The organism is Pseudomonas sp. Marseille-Q5117, assembly GCF_946901175.1.
In the GTDB taxonomy this organism is placed as follows: domain Bacteria; phylum Pseudomonadota; class Gammaproteobacteria; order Pseudomonadales; family Pseudomonadaceae; genus Aquipseudomonas; species Aquipseudomonas iranensis.
The window spans coordinates 468,733-486,858 of the sequence record NZ_CAMPPP010000003.1; the positions used below are offsets into that span (position 1 = coordinate 468,733).

At 54.0% G+C, this 18,126-nt stretch carries 15 protein-coding genes; 2 read left to right on the forward strand and 13 right to left on the reverse strand.

The window, feature by feature from the left end:
- Nucleotide 1: 1 nt before the first annotated feature.
- From OC605_RS08015 to OC605_RS08030, 4 genes are all read right to left on the reverse strand, one after another.
- Nucleotides 2-628, reverse strand: coding sequence for a glutathione S-transferase family protein (locus tag OC605_RS08015; RefSeq protein WP_016772412.1), 627 nt, complete (start codon nucleotides 626-628; stop codon nucleotides 2-4).
- A 104-nt stretch (nucleotides 629-732) separates the two neighbouring features.
- Nucleotides 733-1,659, reverse strand: a complete 927-nt coding sequence (locus OC605_RS08020; RefSeq protein ID WP_212617492.1) for a LysR family transcriptional regulator — start codon at nucleotides 1,657-1,659, stop codon at nucleotides 733-735.
- Nucleotides 1,660-1,937: 278 nt separating this feature from the next.
- Entirely contained in the window at nucleotides 1,938-2,330 is a 393-nt protein-coding gene (locus tag OC605_RS08025; RefSeq protein WP_070411934.1) for a DUF6957 family protein, read from the reverse strand.
- Between the two features lie 369 nt (nucleotides 2,331-2,699).
- A complete protein-coding gene (locus OC605_RS08030) occupies nucleotides 2,700-3,338 on the reverse strand; it encodes an antitoxin Xre/MbcA/ParS toxin-binding domain-containing protein (RefSeq protein WP_231740518.1) in 639 nt (212 codons plus the stop codon).
- A 224-nt stretch (nucleotides 3,339-3,562) separates the two neighbouring features.
- Between OC605_RS08030 and OC605_RS08035 the strand changes: the two genes are divergently transcribed.
- Entirely contained in the window at nucleotides 3,563-4,111 is a 549-nt protein-coding gene (locus OC605_RS08035; RefSeq protein WP_032901853.1) for a 3'-5' exonuclease, read from the forward strand.
- A 28-nt stretch (nucleotides 4,112-4,139) separates the two neighbouring features.
- Here OC605_RS08035 and OC605_RS08040 read toward each other — a convergent pair whose 3' ends face one another.
- The 4 genes from OC605_RS08040 to OC605_RS08055 are packed head-to-tail and all read right to left on the reverse strand — an operon-like array spanning nucleotide 4,140 to nucleotide 8,804.
- Complete coding sequence (locus OC605_RS08040) at nucleotides 4,140-4,622, reverse strand: Mov34/MPN/PAD-1 family protein (protein ID WP_032901850.1); 483 nt, start codon at nucleotides 4,620-4,622, stop codon at nucleotides 4,140-4,142.
- Entirely contained in the window at nucleotides 4,619-6,403 is a 1,785-nt protein-coding gene (locus OC605_RS08045) for a HesA/MoeB/ThiF family protein (RefSeq protein ID WP_108184650.1), read from the reverse strand. Before OC605_RS08045 ends, OC605_RS08040 begins: the two co-directional genes overlap by 4 nt.
- On the reverse strand, nucleotides 6,387-7,637 hold the full coding sequence (locus OC605_RS08050; RefSeq protein WP_108184651.1) for a nucleotidyltransferase: 1,251 nt from the start codon (nucleotides 7,635-7,637) through the stop codon (nucleotides 6,387-6,389). The genes OC605_RS08045 and OC605_RS08050 overlap by 17 nt, the downstream gene beginning before the upstream one ends.
- Nucleotides 7,638-8,804 carry an SAVED domain-containing protein gene (locus OC605_RS08055; RefSeq protein WP_108184652.1) on the reverse strand — a complete coding sequence of 389 codons (1,167 nt, stop codon included), beginning with the start codon at nucleotides 8,802-8,804 and terminating at the stop codon, nucleotides 7,638-7,640. It abuts the gene before it with no gap.
- 1,030 nt (nucleotides 8,805-9,834) lie between these two features.
- On the opposite strand from OC605_RS08055, the gene OC605_RS08060 reads away from it, so the two are divergent.
- Nucleotides 9,835-11,160 carry an OprD family porin gene (locus OC605_RS08060; protein ID WP_024014894.1) on the forward strand — a complete coding sequence of 442 codons (1,326 nt, stop codon included), beginning with the start codon at nucleotides 9,835-9,837 and terminating at the stop codon, nucleotides 11,158-11,160.
- A 368-nt stretch (nucleotides 11,161-11,528) separates the two neighbouring features.
- On the opposite strand, the gene OC605_RS08065 is transcribed toward OC605_RS08060, so the two are convergent.
- The 5 genes from OC605_RS08065 to OC605_RS08085 form a co-directional block, all read right to left on the reverse strand.
- Nucleotides 11,529-11,861 carry a DUF2790 domain-containing protein gene (locus OC605_RS08065; protein ID WP_024014895.1) on the reverse strand — a complete coding sequence of 111 codons (333 nt, stop codon included), beginning with the start codon at nucleotides 11,859-11,861 and terminating at the stop codon, nucleotides 11,529-11,531.
- 151 nt (nucleotides 11,862-12,012) lie between these two features.
- Nucleotides 12,013-12,207, reverse strand: a complete 195-nt coding sequence (locus OC605_RS08070) for a co-regulatory protein PtrA N-terminal domain-containing protein (RefSeq protein WP_024014896.1) — start codon at nucleotides 12,205-12,207, stop codon at nucleotides 12,013-12,015.
- A gap of 142 nt (nucleotides 12,208-12,349) precedes the next feature.
- Entirely contained in the window at nucleotides 12,350-15,517 is a 3,168-nt protein-coding gene (locus OC605_RS08075; RefSeq protein WP_024014897.1) for a CusA/CzcA family heavy metal efflux RND transporter, read from the reverse strand.
- A gap of 26 nt (nucleotides 15,518-15,543) precedes the next feature.
- Nucleotides 15,544-16,767 (reverse strand): efflux RND transporter periplasmic adaptor subunit, encoded by a 1,224-nt coding sequence (locus OC605_RS08080; protein ID WP_024014898.1) that lies wholly within the window; start codon nucleotides 16,765-16,767, stop codon nucleotides 15,544-15,546.
- Between the two features lie 88 nt (nucleotides 16,768-16,855).
- Nucleotides 16,856-18,064 carry a TolC family protein gene (locus tag OC605_RS08085; RefSeq protein ID WP_024014899.1) on the reverse strand — a complete coding sequence of 403 codons (1,209 nt, stop codon included), beginning with the start codon at nucleotides 18,062-18,064 and terminating at the stop codon, nucleotides 16,856-16,858.
- Between the last annotated feature and the right edge of the window lie 62 nt (nucleotides 18,065-18,126).

The following is an 18,126-nucleotide window of genomic DNA, read 5'->3' on the forward strand; positions in this document are numbered from 1 at the left end:
ATCACGCGGTTTTCTGCAACCCGGCCACCGTACGCGGCATCGCGACAAAACCCGGCAACGCTTCGATCCGTGCCAGCCAGGCGCGAACATTGGCGTAGTCATCCAGCGAGACATTGCCCTCCGGCGCGTGAGCAACGTAGCTGTAGGCAGACACGTCAGCGATGGTCGGCTCTTCGCCCGCCAGATACGCCGTTTTGCCCAACTCCAGTTCCATGACCTTGAGCAGGTTGTGCGCACGGCCAATGACTTCCTCGGCATTCAGTTGCGCACCAAACACCGTGATCAGGCGTGCCGCCGCCGGGCCAAAGGCAATCGGTCCCGCCGCTGCCGACAGCCAGCGCTGCACATGCGCTGCGCCCACCGGGTCGGCCGGCAGCCAGCGTCCGTTGCCGTATTTCTGCGCCAGATAAACCAGAATCGCGTTGGAATCGGCCAACACCACGCCGTTGTCATCAATCGCTGGCACTTGGCCAAAGCTGTTGATCGCCAGGTACTGCGGCTGCTTGTGCTCACCCTTGGCCAGATCGACGAAGATCAGCTCGGTCGGCAGTTGCAGCAGCGACAGCATCAACTCGACGCGGTGCGCGTGACCGGAACGGGGAAAGTTGTAGAGTTTGATCGCTTGCATGGTCGACTCCGCTGAAAAGTGACGTCGCTACGGGGATGAGCGCGCCGATGGAGCCATCATCTATGGGTTGCCGGAACAACAGAATAACCAGCAGCTGCAATCGATTATTTCATCTCGTGCAATAACGCCGCTGCGCTCAAGGCCGGATGCTCGCGCAGCGCCTTCACGGCGAAGTCGACAAAACTGCGGATCCGCGCCGGTGCCTTGCGCCCGCCCTGATACACCACATGGATCGGCAACGGCGGCAGTTCAAACTCGGCGAGGACGATTTCCAACTCCCCCGCCGCGACTTTGTCCGCCACTTGATAGGACAGCACTCGCGTCAGGCCCAGGCCTTTGCGCGCGGCAGTAATCGCCGACTGATTGGCCGTGACGGTCAGGCGCGGTTCGGTGCGCACGCTGAGGGCTTCACCGCCGTCGAGAAACGGCCAGTTGCGTTGTTGCCCGATCGCCGACGTCGCCACCACCGGCAACCCGGCCAAGGCCTGCGGATGCTCCGGTCGGCCGTGTTCAGCCAGAAACGTGGGCGAAGCGCAAATCACCCGTCGCACTTCCCCGACGCGAATCGCATGCTGATTGCTGTCCGGCAGCTCACCGATGCGCACCGCGACATCAATGCCCTCCTCGACCATGTTGACGACCCGGTCCAGCAACAGCGCGTTGATCGACACATCCGGATAACGACAAAGGTAATCGGCCATCACTGGCGTGACGAACAGATCGCCAAAAAGCACCGGCGCAGTAATCGTCAACTGCCCGCGCGGCAAGGCATGGCTGCCTGCCGCCGAATCCTCGGCCTCCTGCACCTCGGCAAGAATCCGCCGGCAGTCATCGCAGTAACGTTGCCCGGCTTCGGTGAGATGCACGGTGCGCGTGGTACGCACCAGCAACTGCGTACCGATATGCTGCTCCAGCGCCGCCACCGCCCGGGTGACGCTCGCCGCCGACAGACCCAGACGCCGCGACGCCGCCGAAAAGCCTTGCTCCTGGGCGACGACAACGAAGATCTGCATTTCCTGAAAGCGGTCCATCGAATTCCTCCGGGCGGATACGACAATCGCAGCCGAGGCTGCGATTGTGGGAGCTGGTTACCAACAACATAGTTTGACACAGCCCCTCAAGTAAACCGGGGCCTGTAGGATGATCCGGGGTCCATACAACAGCAACATAGACTGACACAGACGCGTCACATTTCAAATACGATGCTCGATTGGTAACAACATAGATTGACACAACAGCGACGGCGTTCATTCATGCCGAAACGCTATGCGAGCGCGACTTGCCACTCACCTGTGTGGGAGTGAGTTTTTCAGCACAGGCTCAGTGCGATGTCTAAATCTGTACGCAACCTTCGACCGGCCCCCATCAGCACATAAACTGTGTTTTTTGTTGGAAACAGGCAGTTGTGGGTGAAAGAAACACCCAGTGTTGTTTTGACCCAATCACCAGGTGCGAAGCGACCTTTACTATCTTGGATAACGGTCGAAGCGTAAACGAGAGCAGGAATTAGCTCCCTGTCCTTAATGGCTTTCAGCTGACTTGTTGTGACGTCGAGATCCAATATTGCCCAATCAGCAACAAGACAATAGGCACGGGAAGGGAAATGCAGGCGGGCGAGCGCTACAGCATCTGGTGTGGTGAGTTGGCATCCGTCTATTTTCTCACCATCAGAAAGCACTGAAATATAATCTGCCAAATTCATGACTACCTCCTGCCGATCAAAAAAACCGATTCGAACGAGAAGCATCACTCAGCTTAGCTGCTAGCGGATCACCAGGTTCCGATGCCGACGGATAGCAGCAGGGTGACCTCATGGCTGTTTCGTCTTCTCCCTTCATCTCACTGAACGGGATGATTTCTATCGAGCTGCCACCCGATAAAGTGGTTTGCGCCAGTACCCAGCTATGCCATTGCCGTGCGTGTATCTTTCTCAACGGTACGTGCCGATGTGAGTGAAACCTAGTGCTTCAATGGATGCCCGTGGATGCCGTATCGGCAAGGCGACGCCGGTATAGGCGCCTGAAATCCATGTTACTCAAGGAGCGGTAGACGCCGTTTGGCTGCGGCTGAATCAAAATGACATGCCCTCCGACACTTGAATCAGCATTTCTTCGACTAGATGTGTGCCAAAGGTTGTAGCAACCATCGACGATGGGCTTTCTCCCAAAAAGCGGGCTTTGGGTTTGGAAAGCCATTGTTTGGCCTTAACTTTGTCACCGAAGATCACCTCGGCCATGGCGGTAATATGTACAAACCGGAAAAGGCGATCGCTCTCAGGCAGGGTTAAGAGCTGATTGGCTGACAGTTTTGTTTTTAGCGTTTTGGGTTGAATGATTCTGTCGCGCTCTTCGTCGCTTAAGGTTCCATCATCACAAAGCATTTTGATCAGGCTGACCGAGAAGCCAGCTACTATCATGTCGTGAATGTCCAGATCCGAGGCATTGACAGAGATATGAAGAAGCCTCTCCAGACGCATGCGGTAAGCATGATAGACATCCTGACGCAGGACGCCAGAAACCATGGGCCGCAATGATGTTGCGTTGTGCACGGGCGTAAGCACTAGTGTGCCATTCGCTACGGTTAGCTCCAGGTCGTCCCCAACACCTAACCTCATTTGGTCAAGCAACTCTTGAGGCAGATCGATGATGATGTCGCCAGTACCGTCCTCAGTTTTTTGGCACTTGACTATCCAACGCTCGGTTTCACTCATGATCGTCCGGCCCTCATCCGCCATCAGAATGACACACATCATTATGCCTGGGCGCAGAGCTGACCAAAGGAATGGGCAACCGCTGACAGACAGGCACTGCCGCTGCTCGAACGCCGGATAACGAGTGAAAGGGCAAAAAATGGGTCAACGGCTATACCTGCCTTTCCACCTTCACATGGCTAAGAGCCTGAGCGTAATCAGGTAACTACACGAAAGGATATGACATGCACCCTGATGAGCTTTATGTTTCCGTCGACGTCGAGACTTCTGGGCCTATACCAGGCGAATACAGTCTGCTTTCCATTGGAGCTTGTCTTGTAGCCCAACCTGAAACGTCCATCTATCTTGAACTGCGGCCTGACAGTCCGAAACACGACCCCGAAGCGCTGGCAGTATCGGGGCTGAGTCTGGAGAAGCTGGAGAGCGAGGGCCTCGCTCCGCAACAGGCGATGCTGACATTTGATCAGTGGCTGAAATCGTCCTGCCAAACGGGACAAAAAGTCATTTTCGTAGGACTCAATGCACCGTTTGACTGGTCATTCGTCAATTACTACTTCCACAAATACCTGGAAACCAACCCCTTTGGTTTTACAGCTATCGACATGAAGGCCTACTTCATGGGAGCTGTAGGGTGCAGCTGGCAGGAAACAAAATCATCCAAGATGACCGCTGCGCTGAAGCCACTCAGCGAACCGAACCATAACGCATTGGATGATGCCCGCTTTCAGGCAGAGCTCTTCGCACTAATGCTAGCGGGTAAAGGTAAACGCTGACCTGCGTTCCACCGCACGGACTTGAAGCTCATCTGACCCAGGTTGCCTCAACATATCTGCCGTCCCTGAACGACCACGCCTTGATACCTTCTGGTTTTTCGGACTTGCCGACAATAATGGCTATTGGGTGCGGCAGATCCTGCGTGTAACGTGCAGCAAATTTGGAGAAGCTTCCGATGTCTGCCGGAGAGATCACCGGAACGGATTGGGGGTGCGTATGCCAATAGCCCACCAGACGTAACCCTTGTTCGTTGGCAGCCTGGATCTCCTGACGGCACCGCTCCGCATCCAACTCTAGCCAAGACCAGCCTGACCGATCGGCGCGATGAGGCAACGTGGCCAAGGCCAGCAGCAACCCTTTCGGATCAACCGGGTTGACGAATAACTGTCCCCCTCGCTCCACGCCAAAAAGGCCCTGCCGATGGCTATCCAAGATGTCCGCGACAGCTTGGGACACCAACAGCTCGGAATTCACCTCCGGCCATCGCCAGCGCCATGCGATATCCGTCATACCGTTTCGTCCTTATCTTCCGGCCATCCGCGCTCGAGTAGGATCTGCTGCGCCCCCTCTGGCAGCTTGGGCCCATGGTATTGGCCTCCTAGGCTCAGCACATCTTCAGGTCTGTAAATGCTGCTGACCCAAGATGCAGTGGCGATGTTGCCGGTCAATGCGCGTAAGGCCGTGTGCGACACCATGGAGGCGATATTGGTCATTCCCAGCGAGCCGCCTGGGATAAAGCTCTCGCCACACGCGGGCAGTGGAACAACACCGCCTCCCGGCCACTCTGTAAATCTATGCAGAAAATCGCCGACGTCCGTGAACAACTGACGGCCATCAAAGGTGCCGGCTGGTGCGAATAGAGCATGGCCTACCTGTGTATACGGTTCGCTCCAGGCTTGTAAAAGCCCCCAAGGAGCGCCGCTTGATTTGGCTCGCCATACAGTGACCTCCGACTGCCAGTCTGCTGTCGTGATCACCACCAGATCTGCGTTATCAAACACTTCTGGTTTGCTGCTCATCACCACTTCGGCAAAAGTCGCATAAGCGGTACATTCTGTCGTCGGAAGATCTAACAGAATCTTGTCCCTCAACGCTAAGGCTTTCAGTCTCCCTAGGCTATCCGCTCCCAGTACGTGCCTCCCCAGATTGGCTGACACCAAAGTGTCAGGATCGATGAGGGTTAGGTGGCCGACACCGGATCGTGCCAATTGTATTGCCACCGCACTGCCTAATGAGCCAACGCCAACAAAAACGACTCGAGCATTTTCAAGATGCTGTGCAGTGCCACTTATATCGCGGGACAGAATGGACGCTCGATCAAGCACGTCCAGGGCAGTTGCTCGGACGAGCGCCGGAGGATGTGCATTTGCGATAGCTGGCCGACGGCGCGCTGTACGCAAGCCAAACTTTGCGCCCCGCTCCTGCTGTACGCCGAGCGACCGAACATTGAGGCAATATGTTGGAGCATCTGCCCCTCCTGGAAGCTCCAGAACAATCCATCGACTCGGCAACGTTCCATGCAGCTCAAACCATGCCAGCAATTGCTCGGCATCGTCTGGTTGAAGGTGTGGCGTGAGCCAGAGCAATAAATCTTCGGGATCCGGGGTGCGTATGTCCGGATAAGTCTGAAGCTTGACGTAAAAACCGGGAGTTTCGGCCGCGCGAATGACAGCGGAGCGCCCGACAACCCGTCGGTAATGCCCTTTGAGTGCAGCTACGTTCGATGCTAACCAAACCGTTTCCTGACCGGATGGCACAGCTCGGCGCGGATCGCTGAGCGCAAACAACTGCGAGGCAGTCTGAGGTCGATCCAACAGTAAGAGGTTCTGGAATGACTGACCATGCTGAAACGACCAGTAGGTAGTGATCTCATTCTGAAATTCGATATCGCGCGTTGCCTGGCTTGATCCCATCTTGGACAACGAAACGATTTGGGCCAAGCGAGCAAGGCTGTCCTCTACCACGACCTCCGGGGAGCCCATGATGGGGCGTTCCTGAAAGCCATGAAGGCAAAGCCCCGACTTGGTGGCATGCGGCCAAACCAGCCATGGAGAGGGTTCGACGTTTAGGCGCAAGAGCCCACGGGGAAAGTTGGAGGGGAAACCAATACGCAGTCGCCGCTCCTGCCCCGTGTAATCGATGGGCAAGGGGAAGTGAAAGCACGCCGCTTCGTCAGCCCGCATGGGTGCGGGCTGGAGCAATGCATCGGCAGCATCCTGACCTAGGGTGTTTCGCAGTGCGGCGATTCCGCGCTGCAATGGCGTCTTAATAGGATCAGCCAAGGCGTCCAACTGGCTTTACGCTCGACTGAGAGGTTCCGCCACCGCTGGCCCCTCCGAAGAGCGAACCCATCGAAGCAGAGTTTCGAGTAGTGCCATCTGGTCGGCCGGGCATCGTCCAATTCGCAGGGATTTCATTGTTCACTGCCGTGATGAATGCCGGTGCTATACCGAAATTCTTTTTCACTGCCTCGGCAAAGGAATCATTGGATTCAAAACTTTCCAAACCTAATGACACAGACGCACTGGCGTCCGCATGCCACTTGGCGAATGCCTGACGATAGCCTTGCCCCTCGCCCGGTCGATTCCACTTCTCTGCAAAGTTTTCGCCGTTATCGGCAGGGTTGCAGACATAGCAGTCGCTACCTCTATGCGCGATGTGCTGCGGCATTCTGCGAACGATTTCCAAAATTGCATCGAGCGGAGCCAGAGGCTTCGACTGCGATTCCTTTACGACATCCAGGTATGCGTGAGTAGCCAAAGTGGTAATGACCGCAGATATGGGGCGAGTATCAGCGCTCCTTGTGTTGATGGCCCATTCATCGCGATGCCGCTTGAGCAGCTTGATGGTCGCACGCAGGGGATCTTGATCGATGTAATCCTGATAATGCGGCAATGGATCTTGTGTCGCGGCATCGAGCATCCGCTGGTTTTTGGCAACTACCAAGCTTTCCAGAGAGATTTCCTGGGCAGAAGCAACCTGCAACCAGTTCGAGTAAGGGATAGGGCTGCTTGCTTTCCACCCTGTGACCCGATCCGGAACCTCCAGCTTACCCTCGCCGTTTGCTTCGCCATTTCCGTTGATCGCGCGGGCAGGCGTGACATCAATGTGGAAACCTGGATTTTCGTCGGCATAAACGATCCGGATGCCACGACGTAATTGCTTAACTTCTTCCTGAACGCGGGAGCCTTCCCTAAAACGCTGCTCAATCGCTTCTAGAACTTCCTTCGCACCAGCGCCTTGAGCGTGAGGGAGCCAGATAATCGCGTCCGCATCAATGGTGTCCAGATCCGCAGGCGCGCCGGGGATTGGCTTGATGGTCGTTTTCAGCCGCATCGAGCCTTGAACGAAAATATGGGCCTCAGCGAGCAGCGGGTTGTCGGAAGCCGAGAGGATTTTTTCCAGTTGGGAGTAGCGGTCATTAATTTTTTCGTACTGCGCTTCCGACAGCGAGATTTCCCGCGCGGCGCGAAGCAGAAAATATTCCCAACTGCTGCGCTTGGTCTGTTCGTTGCTCAAAAGCATTTACCTAGCCTCCTGGGCCACCGAGCCCAATTGCAGTGTTTGCGTAAACCGATCTTGGTTTTCTTTGTCCCGATCGAAGATCAGGTACGTATGTTGATGCTGCGTAGTGAGCAACGCGCCAAACTCGATGGCCAATGCCGCAGGAATAGCGGCGAAGACGTGAATAGGGTCAGGAGTCAAAGCTTCAAGCTGGCTCAGTCGTATTTGAAGTGCGTCACGAAAGGCATGAATCACCCGACGGTTTTGTACCATCGCATAGCTTGGCTCTGGGATCGACAGCTCTGCAATACGTGCACCGGGCAGAGCGTCGGTCACGTCGCGAACTGGAACTTGCGCAGAAATGGAGAGCACAAGCGCAAGTGGCCCGTCGCCGTCGGAGGGAGGTGTAAACAAAAAAGCGGGCGGCTCAGCGGACTGATCGGGCCAGCGCAAAAGATGCTCGCGGTGAAAGGAGAAGATCAAGCGTTTGGAACGGTCGCCGATACTTTGGCCCAACATCATCAAGGCCGGAATGTCGGCCAAGCCGACTACCGCCAGCGCGGGCGAGTCTCCATAGGTGCCGCCGCGACGCTTGAGTTGCTGCTCCAGCTCATACTGGACACTGTCTTTGATGTTCTGCCAATAGGTCGCGTCCCTACCTCGCGGTCCGGGTGCAGGGAAAGTGATTTTGATGCCTTGATCGAAGGCGATAAATCCCTCAGCAGACATCGCAGTCAACAGATCGCGAACGGGAATATCGGTGACAGTCTGGAAATGCTGACTCTGGACGATGAGAGGAATGGCTCTGCCACCATCGGGGGTCGTTGCGGCGAGTCGGATGCGTTCCATGTACGCTTGGTGTAAACCACTCAAATCATTTTCAGGGTAACCATCTGCGTCACGATCAATTTTGTCATGACAGCCTGGGCACAGGAGCATCAGGTTAGCGGTATCGTTGGTATGCGCCTCAGCGTCATGATCTGCGCGGCCCCGAGGCCCCTTCGGACTGGCGGGTAGGATATGCGCCACTTCGCCCCATTTCATCGGTTTGCCGGCACGATAGTCGAACGTTAGATCTGTACCACACAGTTCACAATGACCAGCGGCCTGTATCCACACGATCCGCTTCGTCTCATCATTCGTGTTAAAGCGCCCGCTCGCGACTTTAGCGTCTTCTTGCTCTGCCATTTCGACCTACCCCCGAGAAACATCCATGAAAAAAACGATGATGGCCAGATAAAATCATCTTAAGGTCATTCACCCCAAATACAAGAAAGATCTGAGAGTGGCGGAGGCTGAATCGTCTTAAGCACCAAGGTCGTATTTGACCCCAACGGAAGGGGGAATGGCGGCGCCGTTTTATGGTAAATGCGACTTATTAAGAGCGCTGACCACAGCGTATGTACTGAAATTAGCGAGTTTATGTGAAAGAGATAAACTCGCTAATTTGCGTACACGTCTCTTCAGTGATCGCACAATTCCTGTCTTAAGCTTGTCTGCTCCGTCTTAGAATATACCGAAGAGGTGATCTCGTACCCTCGAGCCCCATAGCTAGGAAAAGCGAAGCAGCCGGTATGCGCGCCGTTTGAAAATGCATCAGTCGCTCTTTCCGGCCGTTCAGAGATGTCAGCCAATGGCTGTAAGCATGAAGCTTAGGCATTGGTCGAGTAACGATTTGAGCCGTTCCCAGCCATGGATAAGCTTAGATGATTTCGTATCTAGTACGTACATGTCGCTCGGGGAGGACTCGTCGCTAGCCGCTGGCAAGCCATGGTTCGTGTCCCTCCCACCTACGAAGTAAGCGTAATACATTCTGGATTACCAACAGGCTCCCACCTCACCGCGAATACAGCCACCCACGTATTGGCTCGGCGGACATCATTAGCTTCGCAGTTGCGTCAAAAAAGGCGTTTCGTTGGACCGATACGATCTGAGCGCAGATTGCGTGTGAATACCCGGTGCGCTGCGGATCATAAGGCTCCCATGAACGTTAAGGTAGCAAACAAGATCTGCACATCAGCTGACACGCGCTCCAAATAAAGGCAATTTTAAAAAAGCAGATTTACATTACAAAATTGTAATTTTCTGATCATGTCCACGTTATCTCCAGATTGCAACGATACAGCTCGGCGACGATGCGGGAGGCACATCCTGCTTTCTGTAAACAATAATTCCAGCCGAAGAGCTTTCTAGTTCTGCCGAACCTAAGGAGTGATGTATGAATAACAACACGAAATTTTCGATGGCCGCGTTGGCGATCGTTGTCAGTTCTGGCCCGTCCACGGTATTTGCGGAAGAAAAGGCCGAAGGATTTGTGGAAGGCAGCAGCCTTACTGTTCTCAACCGAAACTATTACTTCAATCGTGATCATCGCAACGGCCAATCGAGTGCAACGGGCAACGGTTACTCCGAGGCCTGGGCACATGCCATCATTAGTAAATTCGAGTCCGGGTTTACTCAGGGCACTGTGGGTGTCGGTGTTGACGCGTTCGCCATGATCGGATTGAAACTCGACACAGGTGACGGGCGTAATGGTGGCCGTAGTTCGTTCGATGTACTACCGGTCAATAGTGATGGGCAGGCTAGAGACGAATATACTAAAATTGGAGGTGCAGCAAAAATTCGCGCCTTTGACACGGTAGTAAAGGTCGGCGACGTATTCCCATCTAACCCAGTCGTTGCCGCTGGTGACTCCAGACTTCTACCAGAAAGTTTCACAGGCGTAACGGCGACAAACACCAGCTTTGACGGATTGACTGTTCAGGCGGGCCGCCTTCACGCTATGAGCCAGCCAACTTCCAGCAATATGCGCGACAATTTCGCGACATTTTATGCCGGACCTGTTAATTCACCGTGGGTCGGCTACTTTGGCGGTGACTACAATCTGAACAAGAATGTGATCGTTAGCCTCTACTCCAGCCGCCTTAAAGACGCCTGGAATCAATATTATGCCGGCACGGGATTAAACTATTCGCTTTCGGATGAACTCTCCGTATTCGGCGGCTTGAACTACTACAAAGCCGTCGACGAAGGCAAAAAATTGCTAGGTGAATTCAACAATAATATTTGGAGTGCTAAAGTCGGCGTGAAGTATGGCGCACACTCTGTCGCATTGTCTCACCAACGAAACAATGGTAACGACGACTTCGACTACCTCCGCCAATCGGATTCCATTTTTCTCGACAACTCAATCCAATACAGCGATTTCAACTCGCCTAAAGAGCGTTCATGGATGGTCCGATACGACTTGGATATGACGACATATGGCGTGCCAGGACTGTCGTTTATGACACGTTACGCCCGTGGCACCGATGCCGATTACTCCAACGCTAATGGAACCTACATGCGACGGGATGCAGAGGGAAATCCGCTGACCGATCAGAAACGCTGGGAACGCGATATTGAGGTGAAATATGTCGTTCAGACCGGATCTTTGAAGGACATGTCTTTCCGCCTGCGCCAAGCAAACACTCGTGCTACAGCGTTTGAATCTGACCTTGATGAAGTACGTGTGATTGTTGAGTATCCATTAGCTGTCATGTGACATCGAACGGGATGACTCGCTGTGCGAGCGTCCCGTCCTTCGAAAAGTTACAGAAATGTCATTTTTCAATCATCTTCACGTTAGGTTATGTTTTTTATACTTATCGTGAGTTGATAGAATCTTAGCTAGCGCATCTGGCTGGGGTTCTATAGATGAGTAGCTAGATTGTGAAAATCCAAACTCAATGCTGTTCAGTTGTCATATCCATTCACCTTTGGAAGCTCCTTTGCTCCTTTGGTAAGGTGAATTTTGAGACGCCCTTCGGGGCGTCTTTTTTTGCCTTTCAGAACTCGAACAAACAAAAACGCCCGACACCTTTGACTAACGAAGCGGGTCGCGCGTTTAATTGTCATATGACAGCGCAGGTATTAACCGCCTCGCCTACGGCAGTCTCCAGCTACAGTGTAAGTGATCGTGTTTAGTTGCCCTACGGAGTCTTCATAAGTCATTGCGGCCGGCACTACTGCGCAGATTTTCGCAGGCCGCACCACACTGATCACCTTTACCACATCCACCTTCATTCCATATTCATATCGCTTCGGTACCGGCGCGCTTTTTCCTTGGCTGACTGCGTACTTCTCCATAGCTTTGGTGTTGGCAGCCATCATTTTTTCGAAAGCCTTATCTCCTCCCCCCTCTGCAAACACGCTTGACGAGACAGCTAAAACTCCGAACAAAGCTAAAATGTTGATAGATTTCATATTCAGCACCTCAACTAATACAGTCAAGATAATATCAGGCTAATGATTGCGACCGGGTGGCGCTAAAATTACAAGTATGTAATCAAACCGGCAAAAAAAACCCGCCACTAGGAGCCTAGGGGCGGGCTGATTCCAAACTGCATGGCTACGCTTACTTAGCCTTCTCATTCTTTTCGTCACTTGACACCACTGAGGCATTTTTTCCTTGTTTCGCCACATACTTCTCCATTGCCAGATCTTTTGCCGCCATCATCTTCTCGAATGTTCTGTCTCCACCGCCTTCCGCCATAGCGAATGAAGAAAGGGCCAAAGCGCCCGCAACAGCAAAGATTTTAGTAAGTTTCATTCTGACACCTCATATAGATAACGCTATTAGGGTATCAATGCGAACCTATCATCACGGTGGCGCTCAGATTACATATTCGTAATCGTTCCTGGTATAAAAAACCCGCTGATGAACAACCGCAGCGGGCTCAAAACCAAAAGAACTATTGGGTTGTTATTCTCCCTTCTGCGGGTTCATCCTCATCGTGGCGGTGCACCCATTGATAGAGCGCAGGCAGTATTAACAGCGTTAATGCAGTCGAGGACAGGATGCCCCCAATCACAACGGTGGCCAGTGGTCGTTGAACCTCTGCCCCGGTGCCAGTGGCCAGAGCCATAGGTATAAAGCCGAGGGAAGCCACCAAAGCTGTCATCAATACCGGACGAAGCCGCGTGAGGGCTCCTTCATTGATAGCAGAATTTAACGAATACCCCCGCTCTCGAAGATTGCGAATGAACGCTATCATCACCAAACCGTTCAGCACCGCAACCCCCGACAAAGCAATGAAACCAACACCCGCCGAGATCGATAGCGGGATGTCACGTAGCCACAAAGCCATGACCCCTCCAGTCAACGCGAATGGAATACCGGTGAATACCAGGAGGCCGTCCTTGAGATTGTTGAACATCATGAAAAGCAGGGCAAATACAAGGAGCAGGGCCACCGGGACAACGATTTGGAGACGTTTCGCAGCCGACTGGAGTTGCTCAAATTGCCCACCCCAGTTAGTCCAATAACCAGCCGGCACCTGTACCTCTCGATCAATAGCGCTGCTGGCCTCTTGAACAAAAGAGCCTATATCCCGACCTCGCACGTTAGCGCTTACGATTACCAGACGCTTACCATTTTCGCGACTGACCTGGTTCGGCCCAAGCACCAGATCGAGAGTTGCCACTTCTGAGAGGGCAATAAAACCAATCTGTTCTGCATTGCCATTGACCAGCGCCGGTACTGGAATCAGCAACGTAGACAACCCTTCAATGTCCTTGCGCATGGCATCGGATAAACGCACAACCATATCGAAACGACGGTCTCCTTCATACATCGTACCCGCTTGGCGACCACCAACCGCTACCGCTATGGTGTCCTGTACATCACCAACATTCAGGCCATAACGCGCGGCCTTGTCACGGTCGATGTTAATGGTAAGTACTGGTAGCCCTGTGGTCTGCTCGACTTTGACCTCTGAAGCTCCTTCGACCTTCTGCATAGAGGCAGCGATTTTCGCAGCTGTGCTGTTAAGCACTACCATGTCATCACCGAAGACCTTAACGGCTACGTCACTGCGCACGCCTGATATCAGCTCGTTGAAACGCAATTGAATTGGCTGCGAAAGCTCATAGTTGCTGCCGGGCATCGCGGCCGTAGCCTTTTGAATATCCGCGACTAACTCATCCCGGGATTTGTTCGGGTCAGGCCATTGATCCTTAGGCTTAAGCATCACATAGCTGTCAGAGATATTCGGCGGCATTGGATCGGAGGCAATCTCTGCGGTACCGGTACGAGCAAAAACTCGCTCGACTTCAGGCACTTTTGCCAGCACTAGCTTTTCCAAACGCTGCTGCATTTCTACCGATTGCGTCAGACTGGTGCCCGGCACGCGTAGTGCTTGCAGGGCAAAATCCCCTTCGCTGAGGCTCGGTACAAACTCACTTCCCATTCGACTGGCGACAACCCCGCACACTGCAATGAGGCCTAGTGCCATGGCAAAGGCTACTGATCGGTGGTTCATGACCCAATCCAGCGCAGGTGCATACATCCGACGCGCGCCACGCATGATCACGTTCTCTTGTTCCTTGACCTTGCCAGTTACGAACATGGCAATCGCCGCAGGAACAAAGGTAACGGACAGCAGCATGGCGCCCAGCAGGGCAATTACGACTGTAAACGCCATGGGGTGGAACATTTTCCCTTCAACACCGGTCAGGGCAAAAATCGGGAGATACACGACCATGATGATCAACTGACCGAAAATCAATGGGCGGCGCGCTTCCTTTGCCGCTGCAAACACTTCATGCATCCGTTCGGAACGTGTGAGGATACGTCCATGGTGCTGTTGTGCATGAGCCAAGCGCCGGATCGCGTTTTCGACAATCACCACCGCTCCGTCAACAATGATGCCGAAGTCCAACGCGCCGAGACTCATCAGGTTGGCGCTGACTTTGTTGGTGAACATACCGGTGAATGTGAACAGCATGGCCAAAGGAATAACCATGGCAGTGATCAATGCGGCGCGAATGTTGCCCAAGAACAGGAACAGAATTGCGATGACCAGGATCGCACCTTCAATCAGGTTCTTTTTGACCGTGGCAATCGCCTTGTCCACGAGATTGGTACGGTCGTATACCGTGACCGCCACCACCCCCTCAGGTAGTGACCGATTGACTTGCTCCAGTTTGGCGGCAACGGCCTGAGAGACGGTTCGGCTATTTTCACCGATCAACATGAACACAGTGCCAAGCACGACTTCACGACCGTTTTCGGTAGCGGCCCCCGTGCGCAGCTCACGGCCGATATCAACTGTTGCCACATTCTTGATGCGGATCGGCGTGCCATCGACGTTGGCCATCACGATGTTGGCAATGTCGTCGGTGGTTGCCACCTGCCCGGGAGCACGAATCAGGAGTTGTTCACCACTGCGTTCAATGTATCCGGCACCGACGTTGGCATTATTCCGTTCCAGCGCCGTCACAAGATCAGTCAGAGTCAGCTTGTACGCCGCCAAGCGTTTTGGATCGGGAGCAATTTGATATTCTTTGGCGAAACCACCAATGGTGTTGATTTCGGCGACGCCGGGAACGTTGCGCAACTGAGGTTTGATAATCCAATCCTGGATCACCCTCAAGTCGGTCGGGGTGTAAGGGCTGCCGTCCTCTTTAACGGCGCCTTCTTTTGCCTCGACTGTCCAGAGGAAAATCTCACCCAGGCCGGTAGAGATCGGCCCCATGACCGCTTCCACGCCCTCGGGTAATTGCTCCTTGGCCACCTGCAGTCGCTCATTGACCAATTGCCGGGCGAAAAACAGGTCGGTGCCTTCCTTGAATATCACGGTGACTTGCGACAGACCTGAGCGTGAGAGCGAACGCGTTTGCTCAAGAGCTGGCAAGCCGGCCATGGCGGTTTCGATGGGGAAGGTGATTCGCTGTTCTGTCTCCAGTGGCGAGAAACCTGCGGCACCCGTGTTGATCTGCACCTGGACGTTTGTAATGTCGGGTACTGCGTCGATCGGAAGTTTCTGATAGCTGGCGATGCCGAGGCCAGCCATGAGAAGAACCGCGAGCAGCACGATGATGCGTTGCTCGATTGCAAATTGGATCAGGCGTTCGAACATAAGAACCTTCTCGTGGAAATGGCGGATCAGTGGGAGTGTTCAGCCGAGGCTTTACCCAGCTCTGATTTCAGAATGAAGCTGCCGGCAGCAGCGACTTGAACACCGGGCTCCAGGCCCTCTGTGATCTCAACCAGACCCGCCGCACGACTGCCTATTTCCACCGGCTGCGCCTTAAATCCGTCATCAGTTCGAACGAAAACTGTCGGTTTATCCTCGACCGTCTGGATCGCCACTTCTGGCACCGCGACTTTCGTCTGCCGGGTATCGGTATCTACCAGCACGGTAACGAACAGTCCGGGACGCCAGGCGCCTTTCGGATTGGGTAGGGTCACGCGGACCGTGGCGGTACGGGTCTGCTCGCCCAACAAACTTCCTACGTAGGCCACGGTGCCGGTGACTTCGGCACTTAACTCTGGGGCATTGACGGTGACGGACTTGCCCACCAGCACCTTGTTCAAATCCTTGGGGGAGACGCCAAAAGTTACCCACACACGCGACAAGTCCGAGAGAGTGAAGGCATTGGTGGTTTCACTGACAACCTCACCAAGGCCCAAGTGTTTCTCAACCACGACGCCATCGAACGGCGCACGCAGCTCATACCGGTTGCCGCCGCTGGCTACCGAGCTGCCACTGAGTACGCTGATTTTTTGACGGGCATTGCTGAGGGCGATTTCAGCTTCTTGCAGAGCCTGACGGGCTTGAAGGAAATCTTGTTCGGCAGAGATTTTGTCTTGCCATAACTGTCGCTCACGCTCGTAGGTGGTACGCGCCAACTCCAGACGACGTTGCGCTGCGGCTTGCTCACTACGCTGATCAGAAATTTGCTGGCTGGCGATCACGGCTAGTAGCTGGCCTTTTTTCACCGGCTGGCCAAGATTGACATGTACCGACTCGACGACGCCAGGCACTCGGGGCACGACATGGGAAGTCCGGTCGTCATCGAACCGGACTTCTCCTGGGAAGGGCAATGACAGGCTGATGCTGTGTGCCTTTGCTTCGGCCAACTGGATGCCAGCCGCGCTAATCTGCTCCTCGCTAAGTGTCAGGTGACCTTCCTCCTCTTCGCCCTCGGCATGTTCGCCTACAGCTGTTGACCCACCGGCATCCTTGTTGCCGTCGTCATCGTGGCCATGCTCCTCATGAGGCTGAGCTTCGGCGGACGGTGCAGACGTTTTACCAACCCAGAATGAGCCGATTCCCATGCCCACCGTCAGGGTCAGCGCGATCACAAAGATTTGTTTTTTATCCATGGAAACTCCCTACGCAGCTCAATCGGGCAGTCACGGATTAGCGTGACAATGCAGTGCTGAGCAGCGGTACAAAAGCGTTATATGAAATTCACTGGGAACGAGTTAATTGAGTGACATCACCGAAAACTCGCTCAATGCGCACCCAGGCGTCTGTTGCCTCTGCAATGGCCTGGATGTATTGGTTACGTGCGCTGATCAACGTGCGCTGTGCATCGAGCACATCCAGGAAGTTGAACTTGCCCATTTCGAAACCTCGGGTCGCGGTGTCGACGGCATTTTGGGCGGCAGGCAGGATGGTTTGATTGAAAGAGGTAACTTCGGTGTTCGCCGTCATCCACTGATCCAGAGCGATCTGAATTTCTGTACGCAGGCGTAACTCGCTTGAATTGCGAAGGTCGCGGGCCTGATCGGCTCGGCGGGCTGCTGCCAGTACATTGCCTTGATTACGATTGAACAACGGAATGGGCATCGACAGCCCCACAACGTTCACACGCTCGCGTTCTCGTTCATCGTATTGACTGCCCACACTTACGGTGAGATCTGGAACACGCTGAGACTTCTCCAGATCAAGAGAAGCTTCACGCTGATCAATTTGTAGTTTTGCCAATCGTAATTCGGCAGTTTCACCGATGCGGTTGAGCAGCAGTGACGGTTCCGGAACGTTGGGCATTGGCCGGTCTGACTCACCGACGGATTTAAACGAAGGCAACGGTGCGCCCATTACGCGCGCAAGCTGCTGATAGGCATTTGCTTCGTCGCGCTCAGCACGCCGCAGTTCTAGGCGCACTTCAGATAACTGTACCTCTGCTCGTGTACCTTCGATGGGGGATGATTTACCACTATTAATCCGTCCTTGAGCAACACGAACACCGCGCTCGGCAAGCACAAGGGATTGACGCGATAAGAGCAATCTCTGCTGGGCCGTCGAGGCGCTAGAAAAGGCCTGGATGACTTCTGCACGTAGAATATTGCGTTTACGCTCCAATTCAATACTAGCCGCGTCTTGGGCTCGACTGGCAACGTCTATCCTAGCTCCGCGCTTGCCGCCAAGCTCAATCGGTTGGTTGATCATTACCGTCGTAGTGCGCGAGCTCCGTCGGGTATCTTCAGCTTCCCAAGAAAGCTCGGGGTTGGGAATCAAACCCGCTTGTTTTCGATCTCCTTGGCTGATACCAATTTCCCATTGTGCTGCCGCCAAATCGGGATTGTTAGCAAAGGCCGATTCCAGTGCCTGATCCATGGTCAGCGTCTGAGAAGACGAAACTGCGGCAAAACTGGTGTCTGCCATTAAGAACATACAACTCAAGCCTACAACTAGTAAGGACTTTTGTATGTTCAAGGGTGCAGTTAACTTTCTAT